Annotated in this window: 11 protein-coding genes; 3 read left to right on the top strand and 8 right to left on the bottom strand. The window is 31.9% G+C overall.

Annotated elements, in window-relative coordinates; genetic code table 11:
• Positions 1-6 precede the first annotated feature (6 nt).
• Positions 7-849: a mechanosensitive ion channel family protein gene (locus tag ACZ49Z_RS05685; RefSeq protein WP_464307218.1), complete on the top strand. Its 843-nt coding sequence runs from the start codon at positions 7-9 to the stop codon at positions 847-849.
• Positions 850-852: 3 nt separating this feature from the next.
• On the opposite strand, the gene ACZ49Z_RS05690 is transcribed toward ACZ49Z_RS05685, so the two are convergent.
• Positions 853-1,641: an alpha/beta fold hydrolase gene (locus ACZ49Z_RS05690; protein WP_464307219.1), complete on the bottom strand. Its 789-nt coding sequence runs from the start codon at positions 1,639-1,641 to the stop codon at positions 853-855.
• Positions 1,642-2,168: 527 nt separating this feature from the next.
• Here ACZ49Z_RS05690 and ACZ49Z_RS05695 point away from each other — a divergent pair.
• On the top strand, positions 2,169-2,519 hold the full coding sequence (locus ACZ49Z_RS05695; RefSeq protein WP_464307220.1) for a hypothetical protein: 351 nt from the start codon (positions 2,169-2,171) through the stop codon (positions 2,517-2,519).
• 89 nt (positions 2,520-2,608) lie between these two features.
• Here ACZ49Z_RS05695 and ACZ49Z_RS05700 read toward each other — a convergent pair whose 3' ends face one another.
• Positions 2,609-3,901: an aminopeptidase P family protein gene (locus tag ACZ49Z_RS05700; protein WP_464307221.1), complete on the bottom strand. Its 1,293-nt coding sequence runs from the start codon at positions 3,899-3,901 to the stop codon at positions 2,609-2,611.
• Between the two features lie 71 nt (positions 3,902-3,972).
• Positions 3,973-4,563, bottom strand: coding sequence for a Crp/Fnr family transcriptional regulator (locus ACZ49Z_RS05705; protein ID WP_464307222.1), 591 nt, complete (start codon positions 4,561-4,563; stop codon positions 3,973-3,975).
• A gap of 119 nt (positions 4,564-4,682) precedes the next feature.
• Between ACZ49Z_RS05705 and ACZ49Z_RS05710 the strand changes: the two genes are divergently transcribed.
• Complete coding sequence (locus ACZ49Z_RS05710; RefSeq protein WP_464307223.1) at positions 4,683-7,481, top strand: VPS10 domain-containing protein; 2,799 nt, start codon at positions 4,683-4,685, stop codon at positions 7,479-7,481.
• Between the two features lie 542 nt (positions 7,482-8,023).
• On the opposite strand, the gene ACZ49Z_RS05715 is transcribed toward ACZ49Z_RS05710, so the two are convergent.
• From ACZ49Z_RS05715 to ileS, 5 genes are all read right to left on the bottom strand, one after another.
• Positions 8,024-9,922 carry an amidophosphoribosyltransferase gene (locus ACZ49Z_RS05715; RefSeq protein ID WP_464307224.1) on the bottom strand — a complete coding sequence of 633 codons (1,899 nt, stop codon included), beginning with the start codon at positions 9,920-9,922 and terminating at the stop codon, positions 8,024-8,026.
• Positions 9,923-10,006: 84 nt separating this feature from the next.
• Positions 10,007-10,933 (bottom strand): PfkB family carbohydrate kinase, encoded by a 927-nt coding sequence (locus ACZ49Z_RS05720; RefSeq protein ID WP_464307225.1) that lies wholly within the window; start codon positions 10,931-10,933, stop codon positions 10,007-10,009.
• A gap of 94 nt (positions 10,934-11,027) precedes the next feature.
• Complete coding sequence (locus ACZ49Z_RS05725; RefSeq protein ID WP_464307226.1) at positions 11,028-11,627, bottom strand: lipoprotein signal peptidase; 600 nt, start codon at positions 11,625-11,627, stop codon at positions 11,028-11,030.
• Between the two features lie 83 nt (positions 11,628-11,710).
• Positions 11,711-12,091 carry a TraR/DksA family transcriptional regulator gene (locus ACZ49Z_RS05730; RefSeq protein ID WP_464307227.1) on the bottom strand — a complete coding sequence of 127 codons (381 nt, stop codon included), beginning with the start codon at positions 12,089-12,091 and terminating at the stop codon, positions 11,711-11,713.
• A 61-nt stretch (positions 12,092-12,152) separates the two neighbouring features.
• Positions 12,153-15,554, bottom strand: a complete 3,402-nt coding sequence (gene ileS, locus ACZ49Z_RS05735) for an isoleucine--tRNA ligase (RefSeq protein ID WP_464307228.1) — start codon at positions 15,552-15,554, stop codon at positions 12,153-12,155.
• Between the last annotated feature and the right edge of the window lie 76 nt (positions 15,555-15,630).

The following is a 15,630-nucleotide window of genomic DNA, read 5'->3' on the forward strand; positions in this document are numbered from 1 at the left end:
TTCATAATGGAGAAAATTATCGAAAAACTACAGTTCTATTATAATGTAATTATTGAAAATGCTTTCACATTTTTGACTGGATTAGTGATTTTGTTATTGGGTTTTTGGATCGCTAATTTCATTAAAACTTTCACTCAAAAACATATTAAGACAAGAGTTGAAAATACATTGTCTGGTTTGTTCATCGCTCAAATATTAAGCATTGTAATCAAGTTGTTTGTAACAATACTTTTTCTGGATTTAATCGGTTTTCAGGACATTACAACCAAGATTTTAGCAGGTGCAGGAATAGTAACCTTTGTAATTGGATTTGCTTTTAAAGATATTGGAGAAAATTTCTTAGCTGGAATGTTATTAGCATTTAAAAGCCCATTTAAAGAAAATGACTTAATTGAAACTGAAAATTTGATTGGCTACGTAAAAGAATTACGCATAAGGGAAACCGTAATCAAAACAACCGATGGGAAAGATGTTTTTATCCCTAATTCTCAAATTTTGAAAACTCCACTTATAAATTATACCATAGATGGTTTTTTGAGAAACGATTTTATAATTGGAATAGATTATGGAAGCAATCTAGATGAAGCAATCGCACTAATTATTGATACAGTATCCAAAGTAGATGGCGTTTTAATACAAGACAAAAAGCCCTCAGTAATTATTGACGAATTTGCCGCAAGCACGATTAATTTAAAAATATTTTTTTGGTTAGACACCTTTAAAAGTGCTTCAAAAAGCTATCATTTAAGCGTAAGAACAAAGGTTATGAAAAATGTTTTGTCTAATCTAGTAGAACAAGGCTTCTCACTTCCTTCAGAAATTATTGAAATTAAACAATACGAAAAATAATAATTATACTTTTTTCAAGAAAGATTGTAATGCAAAAATTAATTCTTCTTTGTTTTCAAAATGACTCATGTGCCCGTCATTGAAAGTGATTAGTTCTGTATTTGTGTTTGTTACTTGTGCTTTATTTTCTTCATAACTCAAAACAGGATCTTTTTTACCTAAAACAATCATTTTAGGATAGGAAGTGGTGTGCAAAAGCATTTCCCTATCATTTCTTCTTTTCATGCCTTCTTGGGCAGCAATAATGCCTTGCAATGGAGTTTGTAAAGCTTCATTCTTTGCCCATTCAATTTCTTGAACTAATCGAGCTCTGTTTTCTTCACTAAACAAATTTGCAATCGACATACAAATGGCAGCTTTGTAATTTTGTTTTACAGCTAAAATAGCACGATCTCTATTGGCTTTTCGCTCTGGGCTGTCTTCTTTTGTAGTAGAATTTACCAAAACCAAACCCTTCATCATTTCAGGAAACAATTCTGCAAAAGCCAAAGCAACATAGCCACCCATTGAATGCCCTACTAAAACCACTTTTCTTAGTTTTAATTCATGGAGAATGTGGTGTACTGCATCTGCCATGTCTTCCATGGTGTGTATGTAGCTTAGAGAATCACTTTTTCCATGACCTAATAAATCAATACAAATGACTCTGTTTTTTTTAGACAATTCAGGAAGTAAAGCTTGCCACATAGAACTGTTTTCTAAAAAACCATGTAGTAAGATTACAGCAGTTCCTTTTCCTTCATCTGTGTAAGAAAGAATGCTATTTTTATATTGGATTTGTTGGTAATGCACGATTGGTGTTTAAAACTATTTTTTTTGCAAAAGTAAAGTTTCTGTTTTTAAAAATGTAAATTTGAGAATAGCAATTTTTAGATTTATGAATAGATTATTTATTATTGGAAACGGATTTGATTTAGCAAATGTCACACAGCATCTTACAGGAATTTTGATAATACTACTCTCAAACCTGTTATTTCAAAGAAAAAGAAAAACCCACTAGAACACACTTATCAATCAAATTTGAATAAAATTCTCCTTTGCCACTTAAAATTAAACCTTAAAAGCAACTTCATTTAGTTAAAACACTCTTATTTTGACATAAAAAATATTACTTTTGACACTTTTTATGTCATTCTGAATACTATAATAATGATATTCAATATATAAAATATCAAAAAATAAATTAAAAGTGTTGTTATACTAACTTTAAATATTAAATTTGATATAAAAAGTAAGACTATTGAATATAAAACAGTCAATTAAAATGCATTTAATGTGACTTGAATATTTAATTGCTTCACCAAAATTGTAAAAAGAATATGAAAAGAGGAAAAAACAATATTGACACAGGGAAAATATTAGGAAATTACATAAGAACGCATAAAATTAACAAAACCGAACTAGGAAATGCGATCAATAGAAGAGGACTTTCAATTTTAAATTATACTAGAAATAATAGTATTCAAACCGGTATATTAATTGAGATTTGCTATGCCTTAAAGCACAATTTTTTTAAAGAAATTGCAGACCAACTTCCAGAAGATTTTACAACTACAAACAAGAAAGACAAAAAATTGGTTTCTGAAAAGGATCAGATCATAGCCCAATTACAAGAAGAAAACAAAGTGCTTAAAATTCAAAATGATTTATTAATGAAGTTGAGAGGTTAATAGGTTAAAATTTCATATAAGTGTATAAAAAAACGGTTCACTTTCGCAAACCGTTTAACTGACAACAGATATCCGAGAACAGACAACTGTTAACTATTCATAATTGATTCTATTTCATCTACTTCAATAGGAATATTGCGCATTAAATTAAATGGCTCTCCTTTTGCTTGTATTACAACATCATCTTCCAGACGAACACCAAAACCTTCTTTAGGAATATAAATACCTGGTTCCACAGTGAAAACCATGTTTGGTTGCATGGGTTCGTGAAGTAATCCATAATCGTGAGTATCTAACCCCATATGATGTGATGTTCCATGCATGAAATATTTTTTATATGCGGGCCAATCTGGATTTTCATTTTGAACATCTGCTTTGTCAATTAGACCCAAACCTAATAATTCAGACGTCATTAATTTACCCACTTCAACATGATATTGTTTCCAAATTGTCCCTGGAACCAACATTTTTGTTGCTTCGTTTTTCACATTCAAAACTGCATTATAAACGGCTTTCTGACGGTCATTGAATTTTCCAGAAACAGGAATTGTTCTTGTCATGTCGCTAGAATAGTTCGCATATTCTGCACCAACATCTAACAATAATAAGTCTCCAGGATTACATTGCTTGTTGTTTTCAATATAATGCAACACATTAGCGCTATTTCCAGAAGCAATAATAGGTGTATAGGCAAAACCTTTAGAACGATTTCTTAAAAATTCATGTGCAAATTCTGCTTCAATTTCATATTCCATTACATTAGGTTTTACGAAGTTTAATATTCTTCGGAAACCTTTTTCTGTAATATCACACGCTTTTTGGATCAAATCTAACTCTTCGCTTTCTTTCACAGAACGAATGCGTTGAAGAATTGGATTCGATTTTTCTACTTTATGTGCAGGATAATTTTCTTTCCACCATTTTACAAAGCGTGCTTCACGAGTTTCGGTCTCAATAGTAGCGCGGTAATGTTCGTTGGTATTAATATACATTGTTTCTGCATGAGCCATTATTTCTTTTAATGTCTTATGAAAATCTTGTAACCAAATTACTGTTTTAATTCCAGAAACTTCAAAAGCTCTCTCTTTGGTTAGTTTTTCACCTTCCCAAACTGCAATATGATCGTTTGTTTCTCTTAAAAATAAAATTTCTTTTAAATGGTCATGAGGAGCATCTGGAAAAAGTAATAAAACACTTTCTTCTTGATCAACCCCGCTAAGATAAAAGATGTCTCTATGTTGAGCAAAAGGTAATGTACTATCTGCACTTACTGGGTAAATGTCGTTAGAGTTAAAAACAGCAACGCTGTTAGGTTTCATTTGAGAAATAAATTTTTTTCGATTTTTCACAAATAAATCACGCTCTATTTGATGGTATTTCATAATTATATATGGTTTATGTTGTTGCTTTCAAAATTAGCGATGTTTACCCTAAAACAAGTAGCCAAATGGCGTTATTTTATATTTTTCCTAATCCTACTCATATGTCGCGTTGAAATGCCTAAAAAAGAAGCTAAGTAATGCAGTGGAACTTCTTGAAGTAGTTTTGGTTCATTAATTAATAATTTTTTATAACGCTCTTCTGGAGTTAGCGTCAATAAATCCACTCTGTAATCATCAATTAAACAAAGTTGACGTTCAATTAGGTTAAAATAAAACTGATGAAAAGTAGTATTGTTTTGGATTAAATTCTTAAAAGACTCTAAATCAATAATCCACAAAGTACAATCACAAATAGCTTTAATGTTTTTTCTTGAAGGAACTTTATTGATAAAGCTATTTAACGAGCTTGTAACCGAATTTTTCAAAGCTAAATAACTTGTTTTTTCTTCCCCTAGAACCATTATAGAATGTTGTAAAATACCACTTTCTACATAGCAGAAGTAAGGACAAATTTCTCCTTCTTTTATGAAATAATTATTTTTATCCAACTCTATTCTAGAAAATTGTCTTAGAGCTAAATCAACTTCATTTTCAGAAATAGCTTCTTTAATAAAAGATTTTATATAGTCGGCAAAATGCTTTGAGGTATTTTTAATTTCCATTGCAAATACTATTTGGAAATTCAAAGTTATAAAGATATTGAAAAGAACAGCTGTTAAAATGAAAATAAAAATTTTGCGAACCTTTATAAATTCAGTATTTTTCAGCAAATTTTTTTATAATGAAAAGTAAATTTCTTCTCTTAGGTTTGTTTCTCCAAAGTTTAATTTGGGCGCAAAACGATATGTTTTCAGATGTAAAACTTCAAAATATTGGACCAACTATTATGAGTGGTCGAATTGTTGATGTAGCAGTTAATCCCGAAAATCCAACAGAATTTTATGCAGCTTATGCTTCTGGAGGGCTTTGGTACACTAATAACAATGGAACAAGTTTTGAACCAGTTATGGATAGTGCACCAACATTAAATTGTGGTTCGGTCACTGTAGATTGGAAAACAGAAACAATTTGGGTTGGAACAGGAGAAGTAAATTCTTCTCGATCTTCTTATGCTGGAATTGGGGTTTTAAAATCTACAGACAAAGGAAAGACATGGCAAAATATTGGGCTAGAAGATAGTCATCATATTAGTCGCATTTGGGTAAACCCGAAAAACAATAACGAAATTGTAGTCGCTGCATTAGGTCATTTGTATTCTCCAAATGAGGAAAGAGGTGTTTTTAAAACACTAAATGGAGGGAAAACATGGCAAAAAACGTTGTTTATTAATCAAGATACTGGAATTGTAGATTTATCTGTTGCTTCAGACAATACAAATATAATGTATGCTGCAGTATGGGAAAGAGAACGTAAAGCTTGGAATTTTAAAGGAAATGGTAAAGGTTCTGGAATTTACAGAAGTGAAGATGCAGGAACTACTTGGAAGTTAATCTCAACAGACGCAAGTGGGTTTCCAAATAATGAAGGCGTTGGAAGAATAGGACTTGCAGTATTTAATCAGAATGTTTTATATGCAATTGTAGATAATCAAAACAATAGACCTGAGACAAAAACGAAAACAGATGATAAATTACCTAAGCCAGAAATGTTTAGTGCTCCCGGTGAGGTTTTTCTTCAAAAATCGAATAAAGAGATAAACGCCTATTTAAAGAAACATAATTTAGGAGAAAAATATAGAGCCGAAACTTTAAAGAATTGGGTAGAAAAAGGAGATATAAAACCCTCAGAAGTGAAAGCAATTCTTAAAGATGCAAATAAAGCACTTTTCGAAACAGAAGTTATTGGTTGTGAAATTTATAAATCTTTAGATGGTGGGAAAACATGGAATCGAACTCATGAAGGTTTTATTGACGATTTATATTATAGTTATGGTTATTATTTCGGAACTATAGCTGTTGATCCAAATAATGAAAATAGAATCTATTTTGGTGGTGTTCCACTTTTGTTCTCAGGAGATAGTGGAAAGACCATAGAAATTATTAGCAAAGAAAATGTTCATGCAGATCATCATGTAACTTGGATAAACCCTAAAAATCCAAATCATATTATCAATGGTAATGACGGCGGAATTAATATTAGTTATGATAATGGTGCGCATTGGATAAAATGCAACAATCAAGCAGTTGGACAGTTTTATGCTGTGAATGTTGACAACAAAGAATCGTATAATGTGTATGGAGGCTTGCAAGACAATGGTGTTTGGGTTGCGAATAACAATTATTATCCCTCAACTTCATGGCAACAAGAAGGCAAATACCCTTATGAAAGTTTAATGGGTGGCGATGGAATGCAAATTCAGATTGACAATAGGAATACTAATATTGTTTTTACAGGTTTTCAATTTGGTAACTATTACAAAATTGATCGTGCAAATCATAAAATGGACTTTATTTCTCCACAAGCAAAAAAAGATGAAGAACCATTGCGCTTCAATTGGCAAACACCAATACTATTATCTTCTCATAACCAAGATATCTTGTATATGGGATCTAACTTTTTACACCGATCAATGAATCAAGGAAAAAGCTGGGAAAAAATTTCTCCAGATCTAACTAAAGGTGCTGTTGAAGGGAATGTGGCTTTTGGAACAATTACATCTTTTTCAGAAAGTAAGTTTCAATTTGGTTTGTTCTATGTTGGTTCAGATGATGGTTTGGTTCATGTTTCTAAGGATGGCGGAACAACATGGCAAAAAATATCAGATAATTTACCTCAAGATTTATGGGTGTCTAGAGTAATTGCTTCAAGTCATGAAAAAGGACGTGTTTATGTCACTTTAAACGGATATCGAAATGATGATTTTAAAACCTATGTTTATGTTTCAGAAGATTATGGAACTACATGGAAAAATATAAAAGCTAATTTACCAGAAAGTGCTGTGAATGTCATTCTTGAAGACACAGAAAATGAAAACATCTTGTTTGTTGGCACCGACAATGGCTTGTTTGTTTCACTAGATAGAGGCGAATTATGGGAAGATTTTTCATCTGAAATGCCTAATGTAGCAGTGCATGATTTAGCTGTCCAACCAAAAGCAAAAGAACTAATTGTGGGCACACATGGTCGTTCGTTGTATAAAGTTGGAATAGATAAATTACAAAAACTAACTTCAAATATTACGAATAAATCTTTGCATGTTTTTGAAGTGCCTTCAATTAAAAAATCTGAACGTTGGGGAAATAGCTGGAGTGCTTGGGCAAAACCATTCGAACCTAAAACTTCAATTTGGTTTTATTCTAATTCAAATGAAGAAGTAGAAGTAACAATAGAGAATGAAAAAGGAATTGCTGTTTTTTCTAAAATAGTAACAGCAAAAAAAGGATTAAACATAGTTGAATATGATTATACTTTATCTGATGATGTGATTGCTAAATGGAAGAAAAAAGATAAAAAAGTGGTGTTTGAAAAAGCCAAAAACAAAAAACAATACCTCCTTCCTGCTAAATACTCAATTCGATTAGTCAAAAATAAAGAAGAGGTGAAAACAGAATTAGAGATTACCGAGAGCAAGAAGGTTTAGTTAATTTTGACATTAAATTTCACAAGAAAGCGATTGTATGAAAACTGCACTGCCCTCAAATAGTTAGACACTATTTGGGGGCAGTGTTGTATTAGGTAACCTTTAAAAAAACATGTACCTATCAGAAACCATTTATATAACAATTCTTGAAAAAGTAATTTGACTTTTTTGTACAGTCTCTTTCTCGCAAATAAAAAAAGGCAGAATTTCTTCTGCCTTTTTGCCCCAAATCTACCATAAAACTTAACCTACTAATTTTCTGGTAGTGCTAAAGTAGTACTGTTTATATATACAAACACAAAAAAATTGTTGAACAACAAAAAAAAACGATGAATAGTAGTTTTTAAGATTTCCCTTTCTATACAGTCTATCACTAGTAAAAATAAAAAAGGTGAAATGTTACTTTCACCCTTTTTGCCCCAAATCTACCATAAAACTTAACCTACTAATTTTCTGGTAGTGCTAAAGTAGTACGCTTTTTATGTACAAAAACAAAAAAATTGTTGAATGGCAAAAAAAAACGTTAAGCAGTTAATTTTTTATTAATATGCCCGAGCATTCTTTCCTTCATAGAAGTTCATAAACGCTCTATTAACAACTCTATTACCTCCAGCTGTTGGATAATCTCCTGTAAAATACCAATCTCCCAAATTCTTAGGACATGCTTTATGAAGATTTTCAACACTTTGATAAATTATTTCTACTTCTGCTTTAGTGTTTTCTGGCTTCAACATTTCGGATATTTTTGCAGAAATTTCTTCATCTGAAAATGGCGCATAAATTTCATTAACATAATTTATAACATCAATATCTTTAAAGTTTTCTTGAGCTTTAGATTTCTCATAGACCTCATCAACAATATGGTAAAGATTTCTTTCTTTAAGCAGCTCTAATGCAGCCCTAAAAGCCACTAATCCTTCTAATTTGGCCATATCAATACCATAACAGTCCGGAAATCTAATTTGCGGTGCAGAAGAAACTACTACAATTTTCTTCGGCTTTAATCTATCCATCATTTTAATGATACTTTGCTTCAAGGTTGTTCCTCTAACAATACTATCATCAATAATAACTAAATTATCTGTAGGCTTCACAACCCCATAGGTAACATCATACACATGAGCTACTAAATCATCTCTACTACTGTCTTCAGTAATAAAAGTACGTAGCTTTGCATCTTTAATTGCTACTTTTTCAGAACGTAATTTAACAGACAAAATTTCTTGAAGTTTTTCCTCGGATAATGTCTCTTTATTTTCCAAAATAGACTGGATCTTTCTTTGATTTAGAAAATCATTTGCTGCTTCAACCATTCCATAAAATGAAGTTTCTGCTGTGTTAGGAATAAAAGAAAAAACAGTGTTATCAGTATCATTATTTATTGATTTCAAAACTGATGGAAAAACTAATTTCCCTAACTCTTTTCTTTCTTTATAAATTTCTGAATCACTTCCTCTAGAAAAATAAATTCGTTCAAAAGAACATGCCTTTTTTTCTAAAGGTGTACGAATTTGATTAATAGATACATTCCCATTTTTCTTAACAATAATTGCACTTCCAGGCTCTAATTCTTGCACAGCATCAAAAGGCACATTAAAAACGGTTTGAATTACTGGTCGTTCAGACGCCACAACGACTACTTCATCATCTTTATAATAAAATGCAGGACGAATTCCGGCAGGATCTCTCATTACAAACGAGTCTCCATGACCTAATAATCCCGCCATAGCATAACCACCATCCCAATTTCTTGATGCTCTTTCTAAAATTCGAGGTATATTTAATCGTTCAGCAATTATTGGAGAAGCGTCCTTTTTATTAAATCCTTCATTTTTACATTCCTGATACAAGCCCGTCACTTCATCATCGAGAAAATGACCAATTTTTTCCATTACAGTTACTGTATCGGCTAATTCTTTTGGGTGCTGTCCTAAATTAACTAAATCTTGAAACAACTCCTTAACATTGGTCATGTTGAAATTACCTGCAACAATTAGATTTCTATGCATCCAATTGTTTTGTCGCAAGAAAGGGTGAACGCTTTCAATACTATTTTTCCCAAAAGTACCATAACGCACATGACCTAAAAAGAGCTCTCCTATGTATGGAATTTTTTCTTTTTGAAGCGCAACATTATTCAAATATTCTGGATTCTCTTCAAGTTCTGTGTTTATTCTTTCGTTAATTTGAGAAAATATATCCTTTATTGGTTGAGAGTCATTTGATCGAACTCTACTAATATATCTTTCTCCTGGATTAACATCTAATTTAATACTTGCCAATCCTGCTCCATCTTGCCCTCTATTATGTTGTTTTTCCATTAAAAGGTACATTTTCTGCACACCATAAAAAGAAGAGCCGTATTTCTCTTTATAATATTCTAATGGCTTTAATAATCTCAAAAGGGCAATGCCACATTCATGTTTAATAGCGTCGCTCATAAATTTGTTGTGTTGTTTTTGTTATTATAGTTAAGTCAATGAAACTTATATTAAAAATGCCCCGAAAAATCGAGGCATAAATATTTATTCTAATTCTATTTCGAACTGAGTCAACGCTTTAAATTGTTGCAAACGCGCTAAAACTTCTTCTTTTTTTAATTTTTCCATTCTCTCGGTTCCGAATTTTTCCACACAAAATGAAGCTAAATTTGAACCATAGATAATTCCGTTTTTCATATTATCAAATGAAATATTTTCGCTTTGCGCAATATATCCTGCAAAACCACCTGCAAAAGTATCGCCAGCTCCTGTTGGATCAAAAACTTCTTCTAAAGGTAAAGCTGGAGCAAAGAAAACCTCTTTATCATGAAACAATAACGCTCCATGTTCTCCTTTTTTAATTACAACATATTTTGGTCCCATTGCATGAATTTTTTCTGCGGCTTTAACTAAAGAATATTCTCCAGATAATTGACGAGCTTCTTCATCATTAATTGTGATTACATCTACACGTTTTATCACACTCATTAACTCTGGTAAGGCACAGTCCATCCAAAAATTCATTGTATCTAAAACAATTAATTTTGGCTTTTCAGTCATTTGATCTAGAACCCCAGCTTGAACAAGCGGATGCAAATTTCCTAATAAAACCACATCAGATTGCTTGTATGCTTCAGGAACTACTGGATTAAAATCTGCCAAAACATTAAGTTCTGTTACTAAAGTATCTCTAGAATTTAAATCATTATGATATTTTCCGCTCCAAAAGAAAGTTTTCCCTCCTTTTACAATTTCGATTCCTTCGATATTAACCCCTTTATTTTCTAATAAATCTAAATATTCCTTTGGAAAGTCTTCTCCTACTACAGAAACAATTGCTGCATCTACATTAAAAAATGAAGACGACAAGCCAATATACGTTGCTGCCCCGCCTAAAATCTTATCTGTTTTCCCGAAAGGTGTTTCAATAGCATCAAAAGCTACTGTTCCTACTATTAGTAATTTATTCATTATGTCCTTTTTGAAATAAGCCGCAAAGATAAAACTTTCCTTTAAAAGATTAAAGGTTTAATTTTAGATTTAGATAATTAAATCGGAAAGCTATTTATTTTGCAAATGCCCTTTTATTAAAAACAATCAAAATCCCAACACCTGTTGAGATTGCCATATCGGCAATGTTAAATATTGCATTAAAAAAAGAAAAGTCTTTCCCACCCCAAAAAGGCAACCATTCTGGCAATTTACCTTCCCAAAAAGGAAAATACAACATATCTACAACTTTACCATGAAACCAAGTTCCATAGGGAGCATCAGAAAACAAGGTTGCAACTTGTCCATTACTTTCATTAAAGATTACACCATAGAAAACAGAATCAATTATATTACCTATTGCACCAGCAAGAATTAGGGCAATTGCAGTAATTAAATAATTAGATTGTTCCTTTTTAATTGCATCCCACAACCACCAAGCAATACCTGGCACAACAATTAATCTAAACAAAGTAAGCGCTAATTTACCGTATTCGCCAGGAATAACAGCTCCCCAAGCCATACCTTCATTTTCTATAAAATGGATTCGAAACCAATCTAGATTAAGAACTTTTATATATTCTCCAATATGAAAATGTGTTTTAATATAAATTTTAGATATTTGATCTGCTAATAATATTAGGATTACTAAAAAATAGGCTTTCTTTAATGACATTTTTTAAAAATTTCAACAAAAATAATGATTTTACTAAACAAAAAACGCTCCTAAAGGAGCGTTTTTAAAATTTTATACAAACATTAACGTTGCAAATTCTTTGCTTCAATACTCATTGTAGCATGAGGCACAACTTTCAAGCGTTCCTTTGCAATTAGTTTCCCTGTTACTTTGCATATTCCATAGGTTTTGTTTTCAACACGAAATAGTGCATTTTTCAAATCTCTAATAAACTTTTCTTGACGAATTGCTAATTGAGAATTTGCTTCTTTCGACATTGTTTCACTTCCTTCTTCAAACGCTTTAAACGTAGGGGACGTATCATCTGTTCCATTATTTAAATCATTCATGTAAGCACTTCTAATCAAATCTAAATCAGCTTGTGCTTTTTCAATTTTCTTTAGCAAGATTTCTTTAAACTCAGCCAAATCAGCATCTGAGTATCTTAATTTGTCCTCTACCATAATTTCTAAAATATTAAGGTTAATAATTTAACATCAAAATACAAGAAACGATTGAACTATTCTATTTTGATATTAATACTTTTGTTTTTACTTCATCAAACTCAATTTCTGTACCATTTTTTAATTCTTCTACAAAAATCAGTTCCTTTGTTAATGTTTCCGATTTTATATATCCTTCATTTTCCTTAACAGCTTGTTCAATAATCTCATTATTTTGTATTTGAACTTTAATTTTATCTGTCACTTCAAATCCAGAATCTTTTCTTATGTTTTGAATTCTATTCACTAATTCCCTAGCTACTCCTTCATTGCGCAATTCATCAGAAATTGTAATATCTAATGCTACTGTTATTCCATTTACATTAGCTACCAACCAACCTGGAATATCTTGAGATGAAATCTCTACATCTTCGGTTGTTAAATTAACACTTTTTCCTGATATTTCAAGAACAATTTCTCCTTGTTTTTCAATAACTCCAATCTGCTCTTGGCTAAAATTTTGTATCTCTTTAGAAATCAGCCCCATATCCTTACCAAAACGTGGCCCTAGTGCTTTGAAATTTGGCTTAATATGTTTCACTAAAACGCCTGATGCATCATCTAATAATTCAATTTCTTTTACATTAACTTCTGCTTTAATCAGATCTGAAACTGCCTCAATTTCAAGTCTCTGCTTATCGTCTAGTACAGGAATCATAACCTTTTGCAATGGTTGACGCACTTTTATTTTTTCTTTAGCCCTTAACGACAACACCAAAGAAGAAACTGTTTGAGCCTTCAACATTTTGCTTTCCAAAGATTTATCAACAAAGTTTTCAACCGATTTTGGAAATTCGGCCAAATGTACACTATCAAAACTTTCTAACTGTGTAGTTGCTGTTAAATCTTTGTAAAGTTTATCCATAAAAAATGGAGCAACTGGAGCCGCTAATTTTGCAACAGTTACCAAGCAAGTATAAAGTGTTTGATATGCTGCAATCTTATCGGTACCATATTCACCTTTCCAAAAACGTCTTCTGCACAAACGCACATACCAATTACTCAAATTTTCCTGAACAAAATCTGAAATTGCACGAGATGCTTTTGTTGGTTCATAATCTGCATAAGCCTCATCAACAAGCTTAATTAAAGTATGCAACTCAGACAAAATCCAACGATCAATCTCTGGACGTTGCTCTAAAGGCACTTCTTCTTCAGAATGATTAAACTTATCAATATTAGCGTATAACGCAAAGAATGAATATGTATTATATAGTGTTCCGAAAAACTTTCTCCTTACTTCAGCAACTCCTTCAATATCAAACTTCAAGTTATCCCAAGGGTTTGCATTAGAAATCATATACCATCTTGTTGCATCAGGACCATAATCTGCGAGCGTAGTAAAAGGATCTACTGCATTACCAAGACGTTTAGACATTTTCTGCCCTTCTTTATCTAGCACCAGTCCGTTAGACACAACATTCTTATAGGCCACTTTATCAAAAACTAACGTTCCAATCGCATGCAAAGTATAGAACCACCCTCTTGTTTGATCTACACCTTCTGCGATAAAATCAGCAGGAAAATCCTGATTCCCATCAATTTTTTCTTTATTCTCAAAAGGATAATGCCATTGCGCATAGGGCATAGATCCTGAATCAAACCATACATCTATCAAATCTGTTTCACGCTTCATTGGCTTTCCAGTAGGAGAAACTAATACAATTTCATCTACTACATTTTTATGCAAATCGACTAAATCATAGTTATCTTCGCTCATATTTCCAATTTCAAACCCTTTGTATGGATTTTTAGTCATGAAACCAGCTTTTATAGCTTTTTCTATTTCATTGTACAATTCTTCTACAGAACCCACTAAAATTTCTTCTGTTCCTTCCTCATTTCTCCAAATTGGCAAAGGAATACCCCAATATCTTGAACGAGACAAATTCCAATCATTTGAATTCTTTAACCAATTTCCAAAACGTCCTTCACCAGTAGATTTAGGTTTCCAATTAATAGTTTCATTTAAATCGAACATTCTATCTCTCACCTCAGTTATCTTTATAAACCAGGAATCTAATGGATAGTACAAAATTGGCTTATCGGTTCTCCAACAATGAGGATAACTGTGTACATATTTTTCAACCTTAAAAGCTTTATTTTCTTCTTTTAATTGAATCGCAATTTCCACATCTATAGAACGCTCTGGAGCTTCTCCTTCAAGATAGTATTCATTTTTAACATATTTACCTGAATATTCTCCTAGACCTTGAATAAATTTTCCCTGCAAATCAACTAAAGGCACCAAATTATCATTAACATCTTTAACCAACATTGGAGGAATTTCTGGAATTGCCTCTTTAGCCACTTTAGCATCATCTGCTCCAAAAGTAGGAGCAGTGTGCACAATTCCTGTACCATCTTCTGTTGTAACAAAATCGCCTGCAATTACTCTAAAAGCATTTTCAGGATTATCATTTGGTAAAGCCAAAGGCATTAACTGTTCATATCGAATGCCTACTAAATCAACTCCTTTGAATTCCTTTATGATTTGGTAAGGTATTTTCTTATCCCCTTCTTTAAAGCTTTCAAAATCTGTAACATCAGAAGCCTCAAAAAAACCTTTCCCAAATTGTTTTCCTACCAAATTTTTAGCTAAAATTACTTTTATAGGTCTGAATGTATATTGATTGAAAGTCTCTATCAAAACATATTCAATTTTTGGACCAACTGTCAATGCAGTATTTGAAGGCAAAGTCCATGGAGTTGTTGTCCAAGCTAAAATATGAATATCATCAAACCCAGCTAAAAAATCTGGTAACGTTTCATTAATAGCTTTGAATTGAGCAACAACCGTAGTATCGGTAACATCTCTATAACTTCCTGGCTGATTTACTTCATTAGCACTTAAACCTGTTCCTGCTTTTGGTGAATAGGGTTGTATAGTATAACCCTTATACATCAAACCTTTATCATATATCTGTTTTAACAACCACCAAACTGTTTCCATGTATTTGGATTTATAAGTAACATATGGATTTTCCATATCTACCCAATAACCCATTTTTTCAGTAAGATCATTCCATACATCAGTATAACGCATTACTGTTTTTTTACATGCTTCATTATACTCAGCAACAGTAAGTTTTTTTCCTATGTCTTCTTTGGTTATACCTAACTCTTTTTCTGTGCCTAATTCTACTGGCAAACCATGAGTGTCCCAACCAGCTTTTCGTTTTACTTGAAATCCTTTTTGAGTTTTATAACGGCAAAAAATATCTTTAATAGCACGTGCCATTACGTGGTGAATACCAGGTAATCCATTCGCTGAAGGTGGTCCTTCAAAAAAAACATAAGGTTGATTTCCTTCTCTAGTTGTAACACTTTTCTCAAAGATGTTTTCTTTTTTCCAAAAATCTAGAACTTCTGACGCAACTTTCGGCAAGTCTAGTCCTTTGTATTCAGTAAATTTTGCGCTCATTTTATTGCTTTCTATAATCAAAGATGCGAAAATACTAAATTTCAAATAATTGTATGGATTTTTAAGCAAAAAGAAA

This window comes from Flavobacterium sp. KY-23415, from assembly GCF_055384985.1.

Excerpts from the sequence above, each read along its gene's own strand:
- ACZ49Z_RS05685 (WP_464307218.1), top strand. The coding sequence starts at position 7 with ATGGAGAAAATTATCGAAAAACTACAGTTCTATTATAATGTAATTATT.
- ACZ49Z_RS05695 (WP_464307220.1), top strand. The coding sequence starts at position 2,169 with ATGAAAAGAGGAAAAAACAATATTGACACAGGGAAAATATTAGGAAAT.
- ACZ49Z_RS05700 (WP_464307221.1), bottom strand. The coding sequence starts at position 3,901 with ATGAAATACCATCAAATAGAGCGTGATTTATTTGTGAAAAATCGAAAA.
- ACZ49Z_RS05705 (WP_464307222.1), bottom strand. The coding sequence starts at position 4,563 with ATGGAAATTAAAAATACCTCAAAGCATTTTGCCGACTATATAAAATCT.
- ACZ49Z_RS05710 (WP_464307223.1), top strand. The coding sequence starts at position 4,683 with ATGAAAAGTAAATTTCTTCTCTTAGGTTTGTTTCTCCAAAGTTTAATT.
- ACZ49Z_RS05715 (WP_464307224.1), bottom strand. The coding sequence starts at position 9,922 with ATGAGCGACGCTATTAAACATGAATGTGGCATTGCCCTTTTGAGATTA.
- ACZ49Z_RS05720 (WP_464307225.1), bottom strand. The coding sequence starts at position 10,933 with ATGAATAAATTACTAATAGTAGGAACAGTAGCTTTTGATGCTATTGAA.
- ACZ49Z_RS05725 (WP_464307226.1), bottom strand. The coding sequence starts at position 11,627 with ATGTCATTAAAGAAAGCCTATTTTTTAGTAATCCTAATATTATTAGCA.
- ACZ49Z_RS05730 (WP_464307227.1), bottom strand. The coding sequence starts at position 12,091 with ATGGTAGAGGACAAATTAAGATACTCAGATGCTGATTTGGCTGAGTTT.
- ileS (WP_464307228.1), bottom strand. The coding sequence starts at position 15,554 with ATGAGCGCAAAATTTACTGAATACAAAGGACTAGACTTGCCGAAAGTT.